Source organism: Rhodococcus sp. NPDC047139 (assembly GCF_040643435.1).
Classification (GTDB): Bacteria; Actinomycetota; Actinomycetes; order Mycobacteriales; family Mycobacteriaceae; genus Rhodococcus.
On record NZ_JBEYUH010000009.1, the window covers coordinates 54,280 to 66,591 of the forward strand.

At 68.1% G+C, this 12,312-nt stretch carries 10 protein-coding genes; 6 read left to right on the forward strand and 4 right to left on the reverse strand.

Annotated features, from left to right (window positions below):
• The first annotated feature begins 28 nt into the window (after positions 1–28).
• Positions 29–1,534: an aldehyde dehydrogenase family protein gene (locus ABZ789_RS13545; protein WP_358424418.1), complete on the forward strand. Its 1,506-nt coding sequence runs from the start codon at positions 29–31 to the stop codon at positions 1,532–1,534.
• Positions 1,535–1,547: 13 nt separating this feature from the next.
• Here ABZ789_RS13545 and ABZ789_RS13550 read toward each other — a convergent pair whose 3' ends face one another.
• Genes ABZ789_RS13550 through ABZ789_RS13560 form a run of 3 tightly spaced genes read right to left on the reverse strand, consistent with a single transcriptional unit; the run spans position 1,548 to position 2,663 of the window.
• Positions 1,548–1,994 (reverse strand): pyridoxamine 5'-phosphate oxidase family protein, encoded by a 447-nt coding sequence (locus ABZ789_RS13550; RefSeq protein WP_358424420.1) that lies wholly within the window; start codon positions 1,992–1,994, stop codon positions 1,548–1,550.
• On the reverse strand, positions 1,991–2,365 hold the full coding sequence (locus tag ABZ789_RS13555) for a hypothetical protein (protein WP_358424422.1): 375 nt from the start codon (positions 2,363–2,365) through the stop codon (positions 1,991–1,993). Before ABZ789_RS13555 ends, ABZ789_RS13550 begins: the two co-directional genes overlap by 4 nt.
• A gap of 40 nt (positions 2,366–2,405) precedes the next feature.
• A complete protein-coding gene (locus tag ABZ789_RS13560; RefSeq protein WP_358424424.1) occupies positions 2,406–2,663 on the reverse strand; it encodes a Rho termination factor N-terminal domain-containing protein in 258 nt (85 codons plus the stop codon).
• Between the two features lie 98 nt (positions 2,664–2,761).
• Here ABZ789_RS13560 and ABZ789_RS13565 point away from each other — a divergent pair, with 98 nt between their 5' ends.
• The 5 genes from ABZ789_RS13565 to ABZ789_RS13585 are packed head-to-tail and all read left to right on the forward strand — an operon-like array spanning position 2,762 to position 11,682.
• A complete protein-coding gene (locus ABZ789_RS13565; RefSeq protein ID WP_358424426.1) occupies positions 2,762–4,312 on the forward strand; it encodes an AMP-binding protein in 1,551 nt (516 codons plus the stop codon).
• On the forward strand, positions 4,309–5,691 hold the full coding sequence (locus ABZ789_RS13570) for an FAD-linked oxidase C-terminal domain-containing protein (RefSeq protein WP_358424428.1): 1,383 nt from the start codon (positions 4,309–4,311) through the stop codon (positions 5,689–5,691). The genes ABZ789_RS13565 and ABZ789_RS13570 overlap by 4 nt, the downstream gene beginning before the upstream one ends.
• Before the next feature lie 37 nt (positions 5,692–5,728).
• A complete protein-coding gene (locus ABZ789_RS13575) occupies positions 5,729–6,289 on the forward strand; it encodes a hypothetical protein (protein ID WP_358424430.1) in 561 nt (186 codons plus the stop codon).
• 31 nt (positions 6,290–6,320) lie between these two features.
• The gene (locus tag ABZ789_RS13580) at positions 6,321–10,880 is read left to right on the forward strand and encodes an ATP-dependent helicase (RefSeq protein WP_358424432.1); all 4,560 of its coding nucleotides are present in this window, start codon (positions 6,321–6,323) and stop codon (positions 10,878–10,880) included.
• Position 10,881: 1 nt separating this feature from the next.
• Complete coding sequence (locus ABZ789_RS13585; RefSeq protein ID WP_358424434.1) at positions 10,882–11,682, forward strand: DNA-formamidopyrimidine glycosylase family protein; 801 nt, start codon at positions 10,882–10,884, stop codon at positions 11,680–11,682.
• Here ABZ789_RS13585 and ABZ789_RS13590 read toward each other — a convergent pair.
• Positions 11,652–12,296: a TetR/AcrR family transcriptional regulator gene (locus ABZ789_RS13590; RefSeq protein ID WP_358424436.1), complete on the reverse strand. Its 645-nt coding sequence runs from the start codon at positions 12,294–12,296 to the stop codon at positions 11,652–11,654. The two genes, ABZ789_RS13585 and ABZ789_RS13590, sit on opposite strands and share 31 nt — an antisense overlap.
• Positions 12,297–12,312 lie beyond the last annotated feature (16 nt).

The following is a 12,312-nucleotide window of genomic DNA, read 5'->3' on the forward strand; positions in this document are numbered from 1 at the left end:
GGTATCCGAGCAGCAAAGGAGCTCACTCATGAATGCGACCACCGACTTCGCCGAACGGGCCACCTCCGCCCTGCGGCGTTGCGGGGCGGAAGCCCACGGCGCCGACACATCGCTCGTGGTGACGACTCCCATCGACGGCAGCGTGATCGGACGCCTGCCCGCCCACTCGCCCGCCGACGTCGACGCGGCGATCTCGGGCGCGGCGAGCGCCTTCGAGCAGTGGCGCGACGTTCCCGCTCCGGTACGTGGACGCGTGGTGCGGCGGCTCGGCGAACTCCTCGTCGAGCACAAGGCCGATCTCGCCGAACTCGTCACACTCGAAGCCGGGAAGATCCCGTCGGAAGCCGCCGGCGAGGTGCAGGAGATGATCGACGTCTGCGAATTCGCCGTCGGGCTGTCGCGGCAACTGTACGGGCGGACGATGCCCTCCGAGCGGCCCGGGCACCGGCTCATGGAGACCTGGCATCCCCTCGGCGTGGTGGGCGTGATCTCGGCGTTCAACTTCCCGGTCGCGGTCTGGTCGTGGAACACCGCGATCGCTCTGGTGTGCGGCGACCCGGTGGTGTGGAAACCCTCGGAGATCACCCCGCTCACCGCGGTCGCCTGCGACGCGTTGCTTCGCCGCGCCGCCGCCGAGGCCGGTGCTCCCGAAGGGCTCCATCATCTTCTCCTGGGCGACCACGCCGTGGGAGAGGCACTCGTCGACGATCCCCGCGTCGCGCTGCTCAGCGCGACCGGTTCCACCCGGATGGGCCGGGTCGTCGGACCGCGGGTCGCCGCGCGTTTCGGCCGGTGTCTGCTCGAACTCGGCGGAAACAATGCCGCGATCGTCACACCCTCCGCCGACCTGGATCTCGCCGTCCGCGGCGTGGTGTTCGCCGCAGCCGGGACGGCGGGTCAACGCTGCACCACCCTGCGGCGGCTCATCGTGCACCGGTCGATCGCCGACGAGTTCGTCGAGCGGATCGCGGTGGCCTGTTCTCGCCTGCGCGTGGGGAATCCGTTCGACGAGGGTGTTCTGGTCGGTCCGCTGATCTCGGAGCGGTCCTACGAGCAGATGAGCTCGGCACTCGACCGTGCCCGGGCGGACGGCGGCACGGTCGTCGTCGGCGGTGAGCGGGTGGACGTCGCAGGCAAGGGCGTGTACGTCTCCCCCGCGCTCGTACGGATGCCCGCTCAGACGGCGGTGGTGTGCGAGGAGACCTTCGCTCCGATCCTGTACGTCCTCGAATACGAGGATCTCGACGAGGCGATCAAGGTGCACAACGGTGTCCCGCAAGGACTCTCGTCGTCGATCTTCACGCTCGACCAGCGTGAGGCCGAGTTGTTCCTCGCCCGATCGGACTGTGGAATCGCCAACGTCAACATCGGCACATCCGGCGCGGAGATCGGGGGCGCCTTCGGCGGTGAGAAGCACACCGGCGGGGGTCGCGAGTCCGGGTCGGACTCGTGGAAGGCGTATATGCGGCGTGCGACGAACACCGTCAACTATTCGGACGAGCTGCCGCTCGCTCAGGGCGTCGAATTCGGCTGAGGCGCCGTCGTCGTCACGGTCGGCGCACGAGTTCCGCTTCGAGGGGTTCGATCTGGAGGACCGCCCCCTCGGCCTGGGCGTAGTACCTGGTACGCAGTCGCCACAGACGGGCATGAGCGAACTCCGAACGCCATCCGGCGAGATAGTACTTCCGGGCCAGCCCGAGCAGGACCGGCAAAGAGGGTATGCCCTCCCGTACGGTTGCACGGCCTCTCAACTGCAGCAGGTGATCCGAACCGCCAGCCCTGCCGGGCAGGTCGAGGAGCACGGCTACGTCCGGATCGGCTTTCACGTTCCGCACGACGACCGATGTCCGGGCCGTACCGAGATGCAACCGGCCCCCGTGCGCCAGGAACCACAGGGGTGTCATCGCCGGTCTCCCCTTCGGGGTGCGGGTGGCGACGCGCGCGACCATCGACGACTCGAGGAACACCCGGGCGAGAGGATCGTCGGGACTCATCCGCCCGCCTCCTCGTGCAGGCGTCCGTAATCCCACGCGGTCACCCGCTGTACGTCGAAGACGAACCATGCGAGGTCTTCGGGCGCGCCGACGGGAGCGCGCTGCGCCGGAACCATCGATCCGCGTAGGTTCGCAGCACGCAGATCGAACCAGTACGACCCATCGTCGAGGTTCAACGACACCCGGCCGAAGACCGCGGCGGCAGGAACAGCGGACGGATCCAAACCGACGAAGAGATCACCGCGCCGGACCACCCGTGCCGGCAGAGCTTCGATCCTTCCCGCCGCACCGAACGCGACCGCGGCCCGGGCATGACGCTCGAGATCGTCCACGACAGACCGGGGATCGACCCTCTGAGTGATGCGGCCCATGCTCCCCCCTCGGAGAACCGGCAGTAGCCACGAAGTCTACTCAGTGGTTGCGCAGCGCATCGACGAGTTCGCTCTTCTTCATGTCGGAGTAACCGGTCATTCCCAGTTCCTTCGCGCGCTTCTTCAGGTCGGCGACCGTCCAGTCGTCGTAGGAGCCGGACTCGCCGCCCTTCTTCCCCACCTTCGACTTGCCCTCGTTCGCAGCCGCGTTCGAGATCCGCGCGGCCTTCTCCTTCGATGCGCCGTCCTTGCGCAGGTCCTCGTACATCTTCTCGTTCTTGATCGAGGAATTCGGCATCGTCCTCTCCCTTCGCCTCTTCCCACGTGAGTACCCTCCAGCGCTCTCCCCAATCAGAGATGCTGTGGTCCGGGACACATCCGTGGTAGACCAGGGGCATGTACCCGGGGAACTTCGTCGCCACCACGCCCGACAAACCCGCCGTCATCCGGCCCGCCACCGGAGAATCGCTGACCTACCGCGAACTCGACGAGCATTCGCTCCAGCTGGCGAAGTACCTGCGGTCCCTCGGTCTCGTGCGCGGCGACCACATCGCACTGATCTCGAACAACGACCTGCGCGTGATGGAGGTGTACTGGGCGGCGCTGCGCTCGGGTCTGTACATCACGGTGGTCAACCGGCATCTGACTCCCGCCGAAGCCGCCTACATCGTCGACGACTGCGGTGCGAAGGCACTCGTGGTGTCGGCTCAGGCCCTCGATGCCGTCGATTCGTCCCCCGACGCCTATCCCCGTGTGGCCCACCGCCTCGTGTTCGGCGGGTCGTCGGACGGTTTCGAGGACTACGAGGCCGCGCTCGGCCGGTTCGACACGACACCGCTCGACGACCAACCGCGGGGCCAGGACATGCTGTATTCGTCGGGCACCACCGGACGCCCCAAGGGAATCAAGCCGAAGCTTCCGGACGGGCAGGTGCAGGACATCCCCGACCCGTACACCGCGGTCTTCGCCCCGATGTACGGCTTCGACGACAGCACCGTCTACCTGTGCCCCGCCCCGCTCTACCACGCGGCGCCGCTGCGATTCTGCGGCACGATCCAGTCGGTCGGCGGCACCGTGATCCTCATGGACCGCTTCGATCCCGAGGAAGCGCTCGCGCTCATCGACCGGTACTCGGTCACGGCGAGCCAATGGGTGCCGACGATGTTCGTCCGGATGCTCAAGCTCCCCGAGGAGACCCGCGCGAAATACGACGTGACGAGCATGAAGGTCGCCGTCCACGCGGCCGCACCGTGTCCGCCCGAGATCAAGCGCGCGATGATCGAGTGGTGGGGTCCGGTGATCCACGAGTACTACGCGTCCACCGAGGGGGCGGGAGCGACGTTCATCGATTCGGAACAGGCTCTCGCTCATCCGGGTTCGGTCGGCCGCGACGGCACCTTGGGTGTCGTCCACATCTGCGACGACCAGGGCCGGGAATTGCCCACCGGCTCGACCGGGACGGTGTGGTGGGAGCGCGACGAGCGACCGTTCGAGTACCACAACGACCCGGTGAAGACCGAGGAAGCCACCCACCCCGAGCATCCGACCTGGACGACCAGCGGTGACATCGGTTATCTGGACGAGGAGCGCTTTCTCTATCTCACCGATCGCGCCGCGTTCACCATCATCTCCGGAGGCGTGAACATCTATCCGCAGGAAGCCGAGAATGTTCTCACGCTGCATCCCAAGGTTTTCGACGTCGCGGTGATCGGCATACCGAACGAGGAGATGGGCGAGGAGGTCAAGGCCGTCGTGCAGCTCGTCGAGGGAGTGGAGCCGAGTCCCGAACTCGAGCAGGAACTGCTCGCCTACGTGCGCGAACGCGTGTCGCACTTCAAGGCCCCTCGCAGCGTCGACTTCTCCGACGACCTTCCGCGCACCCCGACGGGAAAGCTCGTCAAACACAAGCTGCGCGCCCGATACATCCCGCAGGTGCACGGATCATGACCTCCGAGATCGGAACCGCGCTGCCACTCGGCGAACTCGCCGAGTTTCTGCCTGCCGGTGCGCTCGTCACCGATCCGGACATCCTGGCGGGCTACCGGCAGGACCGCGCACAGGATCCGGATGCCGAGATCCCGCGCGCGCTCGTCCGGGCCACCTCCACCGCGGACGTGCAGGCGACCCTGCGATGGGCGAACACCCACCGGGTTCCGGTGGTTCCCCGCGGCGCCGGCACGAGCTTGTCCGGCGGGTCGGGCGGGCTCGCCGCCGGCATCGTGCTGAGCACCGAGAAGATGCGGGCGATCACCGTCGACACCGCAACCCGTACCGCAGTGGCGCAGCCCGGACTGCTCAACGTCGAGGTCAAGCAGGCTGCGGCCGACCACGGACTCTGGTACCCACCGGATCCGTCGTCGTTCGAGATCTGCACGATCGGAGGGAACGCGGCAACCAACGCCGGAGGCCTGTGCTGCGTGAAGTACGGCGTGACCACCGATTACGTGCTGGGCCTCGAAGTGGTCCTCGCCGACGGCACCGCGGTGCGGCTCGGCGGCCCACGGGTCAAGGACGTCGCCGGTCTGTCGCTGACGAAACTGTTCGTCGGAAGCGAGGGGACGCTCGGTGTCATCACCGAGGTGACGCTGCGCCTCGTCCCGCCGCCCCCACCTGCATCGACGATGGTCGCGACGTTCGCCACCGTCCAGGCCGCCGCCGATGCGGTCGTCGCCATCACCGCCGTCCTACGGCCTGCCATGCTCGAGTTCATGGACAAGACCTCGATCGCCGCGGTGGAGGACATGTTGCGGATGGGGCTCGAACGCTCCAGCGAGGCGATGCTCATAGCCCGCTCGGATGCGCCCGGTGCCGCAGCCGCGGAAGAAATCGAGATCATGGTGCGGGCGTGCCGCGAGGCCGGGGCCCAGGACGTCTTCGCGACGGACGACACGGAGGAGGGTGAAGCGTTCGCCGCCGCCCGGCGAATGGCGATCCCGGCCGTGGAACGCACCGGAAGTCTCCTGCTCGAGGATGTCGGCGTGCCGATCCCTGCCCTGCCGGCGCTCGTGGGCGGGATCGCCGAACTTGCTACCGAACACGACGTCACCGTGGCCGTGATCGCCCACGCCGGAGACGGCAACACCCATCCACTCATCGTCTACGACCCCGCCGACGAGGACATGGCCGCACGGGCTCAGGTGGTCTTCGGGAAGATCATGGATCTCGCGATCGAACTCGGAGGCACGATCACGGGTGAGCACGGTGTCGGCCGCCTCAAGAAGGCATGGCTGCCCGACCAGGTGGGTCCGGACGTGATGGCGTTGACGAAGCGGATCAAGGATGCGCTCGATCCGAATGCGATCCTGAATCCCGGCGTGGTGATCTGATGAGCCGTCCCACACCGTCAGCGGTCATAATCGTCGCGTGAATACCCGTGTGCCCCAGTCGACGGCCGACCTACCGCTGCGCGAGACCAAGTACCGCGAACTCGAGCGGTACCCCGAGTTCGGTTCCGTCACGGCCTGGCTTCGAGACGTCGTGTCGTCGATCGTGCCCAACGCCCGCATGAGCGAATGCGAGTACTGGTCGGTCGTATGCCTTCCCCCAGGGGATCCGGCCGATCCGAGAGAGCCGCTGGTCTCGGTTCATGCGGGTGACATGGCGGTCGCCGGTGTGTTCCTCGACCTCTCCGAAGGACGGCGCAGCCTCGCCGGCTACGTCCGGGTGTCGGGCACCGAACTCGAACAGGCCATGGGATCGACACGCGAGCAGTTCGCGGCAGCCTTCCCCGCCCTCACCTTCGTCGACGAGGGGTCCATCGTGTCCGTCGTGTGGAGCGACGAAGCCGCCGCCAAGGCGCAGTTCGACGCTCTTCCGTGGCGCGAGCCGGGGCGGTCGCTGGTCGCGGAGCTGATGCGAGGCGGACGTAATTCGTGGGCCGACGAGCACTGTCGTCAGATCGCCCGATTCGCGTTCGACGACTGACCGTGTCGGCCGGGGGGTACACCATGGAGTGGTGACCGACATCCTCGACCGATTCTCCGCGCCGACCCGTGCGTGGTTCGCCGGGGCATTCGAGTCCCCGACGCCGGCACAGCTCGGCGCGTGGGACTCGATCTCCTCGGGAGCCCACACCCTCGTCGTCGCACCCACCGGTTCGGGCAAGACCCTGTCGGCGTTCCTGTGGTCGCTCGACCGGCTCTCGTCCACTCCTGCGCAAGAGCATGCCGCGCGCGAGCACCGCACCCGCGTCCTGTACGTCTCGCCTCTCAAGGCTCTCGCCGTCGACGTCGAACGCAACCTGAGATCCCCGCTGGTCGGGATCACCCAGACCGCGAAGCGACTCGGTCTCACCCCGCCCGACATCACCGTCGGGGTCCGTTCCGGCGACACCTCCCAGGCAGATCGGCGCGCCCTCGCCCGAACACCACCGGACATCCTCATCACGACCCCCGAGTCCCTGTTCCTCATGCTCACCTCGTCCGCCCGCGAGAATCTTGTCGGGGTCGAAACGGTGATCGTCGACGAGGTCCACGCCGTGGCGGGAACGAAACGCGGGGCGCATCTCGCGCTGTCGCTCGAACGCCTCGATCTGTTGCTGCGCGCGCCGGCCCAGCGCATCGGGCTGTCCGCCACGGTGCGTCCACACGAAGAGGTGGGCCGATTCCTCGCCGGCTCTGCTCCCATCCGGATCGTTGCGCCCCCGTCGCCGAAGACCTGGGATCTCTCCGTGCGCGTGCCGGTCGAGGACATGACCGAACTCGGCCTCTCGGAACCCGACGAGGAGTCACTGTCCCCCACACCGCAGGCCGGGTCGATCTGGCCCCATGTCGAGGAACAGATCGTCGATCTCATCACCGAGCACCGGTCGACGATCGTGTTCGCCAACTCCCGGCGACTGTCCGAGCGCCTCACCGCGCGGCTCAACGAGATCTATGCCGAGCGCTCAGGAAATCCGGTGAGCTCCGAACATGCACCACCGGCCCAACTCGGTTCACCCACCGAAACGGCCGCAGGGGCCGAACCGGTGCTCGCCCGCGCACACCACGGATCGGTGAGCAAGGATCAACGTGCTCTGATCGAGGACGATCTCAAGTCCGGCCGTCTCCGGTGTGTGGTGGCGACGTCGAGCCTCGAGCTCGGCATCGACATGGGCGCGGTCGACCTCGTGATCCAGGTCGAAGCTCCCCCGTCGGTAGCGAGCGGCCTGCAACGCGTCGGTCGCGCCGGGCACCAGGTGGGCGAGACCTCGCGCGGAGTACTCTTCCCGAAACACCGGACCGATCTCGCGCACTGTGCGGTGACCGTCGAGCGGATGGTCGCCGGACACATCGAAGCCCTTCAGGTTCCGGCCAATCCACTGGATGTGCTTGCACAACAGACGGTCGCGGCGACCGCGCTCGAACCCGTCGACGTCGACGACTGGTTCGACACGGTCCGGCGCAGCGGCTCGTTCGCAACGCTGTCCCGCGGAGTCTACGAATCGGTGCTCGACCTGCTCTCCGGCCGCTATCCCTCCGACGAGTTCGCCGAGTTGCGTCCCCGCGTCGTATGGGACCGCACGGCCGGCACCCTCACCGGCAGGCCCGGCGCCCAGCGACTCGCCGTCACCTCCGGCGGCACGATTCCTGATCGCGGCCTGTTCACCGTGTACATGGTGGGCGAGAAGAACACGCGCGTGGGCGAACTCGACGAAGAGATGGTGTACGAGTCGCGAGTGGGCGATGTGTTCGCGCTCGGTGCCACGAGCTGGCGGATCGAAGAGATCACCTTCGACCGCGTCCTGGTCTCCCCCGCCTACGGGCGCCCGGGTCGATTACCGTTCTGGCACGGCGACAGCCAGGGGCGACCCGCCGAACTCGGTGCCGCCTTCGGCGTCTTCCTCCGTGAGATGGGGCACGCCGCACCCGAGGACGCCGAGGCACGTTGCCGCAAGGCCGGACTGGACGACTACGCGACGGGGAACCTGATCCGGCTGCTCGACGAACAGCGCACCGCCACCGGGCACCTGCCCACCGACCGCACACTCGTGGTCGAGCGGTTCCGTGACGAGCTCGGCGACTGGCGACTGGTTCTGCATTCGCCGTTCGGATTGCGTGTGCACGCACCGTGGGCGCTCGCAGTGGGAGCGCGCCTGCTCGAGCGTTACGGTGTCGAGTCGCATCCCACCCCGTCCGACGACGGCATCATCGTCCGGCTGCCCGACACCGACGACGCCCCACCGGGTTCGGAGATCTTCGTCTTCGACACCGAGGAGATCGACGACATCGTCACCGAGCAGGTCGGCGGTTCGGCCCTGTTCGCGTCCCGCTTCCGCGAGTGCGCCGCCCGAGCTCTGCTGCTGCCCCGCCGTAATCCGGGCAAACGCGCCCCGCTCTGGCAGCAACGCCAGCGCTCCGCACAGCTGCTCGACGTCGCTCGCCGCTATCCGGACTTCCCGATCCTGCTCGAGACGGTCCGGGAGTGCCTGCAGGACGTCTACGATCTTCCGGCCCTGCGAAATCTGCTCGGCGGTATCGCGCAGCGCAGGATCCGCCTTGCCGAGGTGGAAACCCCCACGGCCTCGCCGTTCGCGACCTCACTTCTGTTCTCCTATGTCGGCGAGTTCCTGTACGAGGGCGACAGCCCTCTCGCCGAGCGTCGAGCCGCCGCGCTCTCGCTCGACTCGTCACTCCTCGCGGAACTTCTCGGCCGGGTGGAGTTGCGCGAGCTGCTCGATGCGGACGTCATCACCGAAGCCGAGCACGAACTGCAACGACTCACCCCGCAACGACGCGCACGCGACGCCGAGGGCGTCGCCGACCTGCTGCGGCTGCTCGGTCCGCTCACAGACGCCGAACTGAGGGAGCGGACCACGGACGACCCGGCGGCGTGGATCGAGGAGCTCGCGACGCAACGACGCGCACTTCGAGTGTCGTATGCCGGCGAGGGCTGGTGGGCTGCGGTCGAGGATGCCTCCCGGCTGCGCGACGCACTGGGTGTGCCGCTACCGATCGGGGTGCCCACCGCCTTCGTCGAGCCGGTGCCCGATCCACTCGGCGACCTTGTCGCTCGTTACGCCCGCACGCACGGCCCGTTCACCACCGCACAGGCTGCCGCCCGGTTCGGGCTGGGCACTGCGGTCGTCGAATCCGTCCTCGAACGACTCGCAGCCGACAAACGAGTCACCGCCGGCGAATTCCGGCCGGGTTCGAGCGGATCGGAATGGTGCGACAGCGAGGTGTTACGGCGGTTGCGGCGGCGCTCCCTCGCCGCCGCCCGGCAGGACGTCGAGCCCGTCAGCACCGCGACCCTCGGCCGGTTCCTGCCCGACTGGCATCACCTCGGAACGGGCCCGGGCACGAGTGCGCTCTACGGCATCGACGGCGTCCTCACCGTCGTCGAACAACTGGCCGGGGTGCCCGTGCCCGCGAGCGCGCTCGAACCGCTGATCCTCGCCCCGCGCGTGCGGGACTACACGCCGACGATGCTCGACGAACTCACCACGACCGGCGAGGTCCTCTGGTCGGGAGCCGGATCGATATCAGGAAAGGACGGCTGGGTGGCTCTGCATCCGGCCGATCTGGCACCGGCAAGCCTGGCGCCCATCGAAGATATCGAGCTCGGGCCGGTACACCTGGCCATCCTCGACTCGCTGTCCGGTGGAGGTGCGTACTTCTTCCGGCAATTGGCGGACGCGGTCACCGCGCTGCACACCACCGCGAGCGACTCGACGGTGGCCGATGCCCTGTGGGAACTGGTGTGGAGCGGGCACGTCGCGGGCGACAGCCTCGCACCCTTGCGCGCCCTGATCGGCGACACCTCGCGCGCCAAACCGGCTCACCGTACGCCGCGCAGGGCGCCACGCGCCCGCATGTACCGCCCTCGTCCGAACCTGCCCGGCCGCGCCGGACCGCCGACGGTGAGCGGGCGCTGGTCGATGCTTCCGGAACGGGAGACCGATCCGACGGTACGTGCCCACACCACCGCCGAACTGTTGCTCGAACGGTACGGCGTGGTCACCCGCGGCGTCGTCGCCGGAGAGGGTGTGCCCGGCGGTTTCGCGACGATGTACAAGGTGCTCAGCCGATTCGAGGAGACGGGTCGGTGTCGTCGCGGTTACTTCGTCGACTCGCTCGGTGGGGCGCAGTTCTCGACCCCGGCGGTCGTGGACCGTCTGCGGTCGTTCTCCGATTCGATCGAGGGTCGCCATTCGGAGACCGCAGCCGTCACGCTCGCTGCGTGCGATCCCGCCAATCCGTACGGTGCCGCCCTGCCGTGGCCGAAATCGTCCGCCGACGACAACGCTCCGCGACACCGGCCCGGCCGGAAAGCGGGCGGTCTCGTGGTGCTCGTCGACGGGGCGCTCGTGCTGTTCGTCGAACGCGGGGGACGCACCCTCCTCACCTTCGACGACGATCCGGGCCGGTTGCGCAATGCGTGCGCGTCGCTGGCCGCGACCGTCAAACGCGGCGGGGTCGACAAGATCGTGGTGGAGAAGGTCGACGGCGCCTCGATCCACGGGCACGAATTCGCCGAGCTCCTTGCCGAATCGGGATTCTCGGCGACGCCGCGTGGTTACCGGCTGAGGTCCTGACGTGCCCGAGGGAGACACCGTGTTCCGCACCGCGCACCGCCTCCGAGCCGCCCTGGAAGGAAAGCTCCTGACGGAAACGGATTTTCGTGTACCTCGTTTCGCCACAGCCGATTTCACCGGATCCACCGTCGACGAAGTGCTTTCACGGGGCAAACATCTGTTGATCCGGGTGGCGGACGTGTCCATCCATTCACATCTGAAGATGGAAGGTGAATGGCATGTCTATCCGCGTGGAAGTCGCTGGCGCAAGCCGGGATACAAGGCCCGCGTCGTGCTCGGCACCGAGGATGCGCAAGCGGTCGGGTTCGAACTCGGCATCGTCGAGGTGCTCGCCCGCGAGCGGGAACACGACGCCGTCGGGCACCTCGGCCCCGATCTGCTCGGTCCCGATTGGGATCCCGGCCGTGCCGCAGCGAATCTCGCACGCGACCCCGATCGCCCCGTCGGTGTGGCACTGCTCGATCAGCGCATCATGGCCGGCGTCGGCAATGTGTACCGCTCCGAACTGTGCTTCCTGCGGGGCGTCGATCCGTCGACACCCGTCGGCCGCGCGGGCGATCCGGCGGCATGGGTCGATCTCGCGCATCGACTACTGGTCGCCAACCGCGACCGGGCGATGCGCATCACCACCGGTGACCGCCGCCCGGGCCACAACCTGTGGGTCTACGGGCGGCGCGGCCGGCCGTGCCGACGCTGCCACACCCCGATCCGCGCCGGGGAGATCGGAACGGCGACCGATCCGGAACGGGTGGTCTACCGGTGCCCGCGCTGTCAGCCCCGGTCAGGCGGGACTCCCGCCTGACCGGCCTGCTCGACGAGCGCAACACAATGGTCGACGAGGGTGTCGCGCGAGACCGAGAGATCACCCTCGAGATAGCCCATGAAGAGGCTGGTGAGCGCCCCGACGACTCCGACCGCAACCATGTGGCGGTAGCCCTCGTCACCCCCGGGTGGAAGTTGATCACGGACGAGCGCGACGAACATCGGTGCGAGTTCGATGCCGCGCCGGGTGATCGCGGGTTCACGCAGCGGGGCGAGGAGTAGAACACGTCCTTTGGCGGGGTCGTCGACCATGAGTTCGACGAACGCCCGCACGGCCGCTTCGGCACGCCCGGTGGCCGGCGCGGAGACCACCGCCTGCGCCAGCGCCTGGCGGGCGCGATCGGCGACGTGGGCGTAGACCTCACGGACGAAGGTATCGCGGTCGGCGAAACTCTCGTAGAAATACCGTTCGGTGAGGGCGGCGGCGCGGCATACGGCGCGGACGTTGGCCGCCGCGCCACCGGCCGCTCCGAGCAGTTCGACACCCACCGCGAGGAGCCGTTCCCTGCGCAGGCGGCGGCGTTCGTCGATTCCGACGCCCGCCCAGCTGCGGCGCGTGGTGTCCACCCTGTTGCTTCCCGTCGTTGACTGCATGCCCGCCGAATCCTAC